Raw genomic sequence first — 1,627 nt, forward strand, 5'->3', positions numbered from 1 at the left:
CCCTTGAGGAAATTGTCCCGCGCCGCGTTCAAAATGGCCGCGCGCTTCGTTTCGCTGATCGTTCTTCTGTAGTTTTCCAATCCCAAGCGCTGATTGCCTTCCATGAGCCGATATTCGACCGACGCATACCCCGCTTTCTATACGGCGAAATCGTACATCGCCGGTCAAGCAGATTTGGGAAAAACCGCCGTCTTGCCTTGCACGGTCGCCCATCGCATATCGTTATCATACGCGTGCTGACGAGCGTTGGATTGCTCTTTCTTGATCTCAGATTGCATCGCGTTCCGGAGTAGCAAAAACGATGTAGCGCAAAGGCCCGCGTTCCCTTGCGTCGAACGGATAACAAGTGACAAGCGCAATGCCTATTTCTGCACCGGGGTCTATTTGTGTGTGAGCGGAGTTTACAATTTCGGTGCTTCCGACGACATAACGTCGCGTCAGACCGTCCGAGGTGGTGAGGGTGACGACGTCGTCATTTTCGAGATCACGCAGGAACGAGAAATGTGAATCGCGATGACCGGCGATCACCGACATGCCCTGTGCGCCGGGCAAGGGCGAGCCGAGCATGTGTCCCGGACCAAATGCCAGCGCTTCACCGCTCGCGTTCGACAGCACGATCTGGTTTTTGCCGAGCGTTGGTACTTCGAGCCTTGCGACCGGCCATGCGTCGGCCCAGGGCCAGGCTTTATGTGACTGACCGTCAGTCATGGTTTCTTGCCATGCACGTTCCAGCAGGACTTGTGCGACTTCGGCCTTGGCCTTGATGTAGAGGCCTTGGCCGATCTGCCAGAAACCGATGCCAAGGCAGAGCGCAATGGCGGCGGCCCGGAGGAGGGCCGCCGCATTCCATCTGGGGATCGTCACGACCGTCGCCTGATGTAGCTGCCGTGCGACCATTGCCGTTGCATCCAGAAGATTGCGGCAAGCAAGGCGGCAAGCATGATTGCCAGCAAGCCGCCATGGATCAGTGCCGCCGCATCGGTCGATGTTTGCGGCAGCGCGAGGCCGGCGCCGGTGGTATCCGCCGAGGCGGGCGTCGCTGCCATCGCCAGCATCGGCGCGGCGCTTGCCTTGAAGGCGGCGCGCTGGGTCGCCGGCATGGCCTCGCTGCCGAAGACCTTTTCATAGTCCCAGCCGTCCGGCAGGTTGACCGGCATGTCGTGCTTCGTCAGCGTTTCGCCGTCGGGGCGCGTCGGCGTCACGTCGACCGCGACAAGGCTCGTCAGCCGGCTGACCAGGTGGTGGTCGAGTGCGGTCTTCAGGATGTCGCCGTCATGTGCCTGCCAGTTTCCTTCGATGCGGGCGTCGGCTTCGAGCTGTTCGATCTTGCGACGCGCCCAGAGCTTGCCGATGCCGGGCCGCGTTTCGCCCGCGTCGAGCGGCAGGCGCACTTCCCAGGGCGCTCCGGCCAACTGGCCCTTCAGCGTCAGCACCCCTTCTGCCTTCGGCATTCGTGCCGACAACACGATGGGTTCGCCCTTGTAGAGATCGGGCACCGGGTTCGGCCAGCTTTGCGTGTTGCGCTCGCCGGGCCAGCTTGCCGCGATATCGGTCATCACGGGGTTCTGCAGCTTTTCGAAGAGCACGCTCATGCGTTCGGCAACCTGCGTCTCGCTGCCGATATGCG

Annotated in this window: 1 protein-coding gene and 1 pseudogene; both read right to left on the minus strand. The window is 61.6% G+C overall.

Annotation, left to right across the window (positions count from 1 at the left end; all coding sequences use genetic code 11):
• Positions 1 to 267 precede the first annotated feature (267 nt).
• A complete protein-coding gene (locus WEB61_RS15965) occupies positions 268 to 864 on the minus strand; it encodes a class GN sortase (protein ID WP_368065335.1) in 597 nt (198 codons plus the stop codon).
• A pseudogene (locus WEB61_RS15970) lies at positions 861 to 1,627 on the minus strand (marine proteobacterial sortase target protein); the annotation flags it as partial. The pseudogene WEB61_RS15970 and the gene WEB61_RS15965, both read right to left, overlap by 4 nt.

This window comes from Parvibaculum sp. (genome assembly GCF_040882025.1).
In the GTDB taxonomy this organism is placed as follows: Bacteria; Pseudomonadota; Alphaproteobacteria; order Parvibaculales; family Parvibaculaceae; genus Parvibaculum.